The following is a 571-nucleotide window of genomic DNA, read 5'->3' as shown; positions in this document are numbered from 1 at the left end:
TGCGATCTCTTGGGCCTGGGAAGCAGAAACAGCCTTGGCGATCACCGCCGGCTGGACCGGGAAGCGTTCGACATCGGCAAGCAATTCGTCAAGATCGATATCGGACTGCTCGGTTGGCTGGCGCGCCATTTCGACTGTCGGCTGGCGCTCGGATCGCGGCAAAACCTTGCTTTCCACAACCGGATCCATCGGCTGCAAGACGGTTGCAACGGCCGGCATGACAGGCTCGGCGGCAACGAAATCGTCGACAGCTTCATAAACGGCCGGTTCGGCATCGATGTCGAGGAGCATCGGCTGCGGCTCGGCCGCATTGTCGAAGGTCGCCGCCGCTTCAGTTGCGATTTCATCATCCCAACGTTCGCGGGCAGTCGACCCGACCTCAAACAGCGCAGGCTCTTCTGCGTTTTCGTCGACTGACGGGGATGCAAGGGGCGTCTCTTCACGGGCGAAAATCGAAGCCTTGGTCTCGTGCCAGCGGTCGGGATCGACCTCTGCCTCCATGGCGTCGAGCGCCGGCAGATCGAGAGCCGACCTCTGCCTCCATGGCGTCGAGCGCCGGCAGATCGAGAGC

At 62.3% G+C, this 571-nt stretch carries 1 protein-coding gene; it reads right to left on the bottom strand.

The window, feature by feature from the left end; genetic code table 11:
• The coding region (locus AC1D0P_RS27435) for a hypothetical protein (protein ID WP_477679615.1) at positions 1-501 on the bottom strand (501 nt) is incomplete at its 3' end.
• Positions 502-571: the final 70 nt, after the last annotated feature.

The organism is Polaromonas sp. P1_G2 (genome assembly GCF_056405515.1).
The sequence above is the reverse complement of the archived record's forward strand: the minus strand, read 5'-3'. Positions and strand labels throughout refer to the sequence as shown.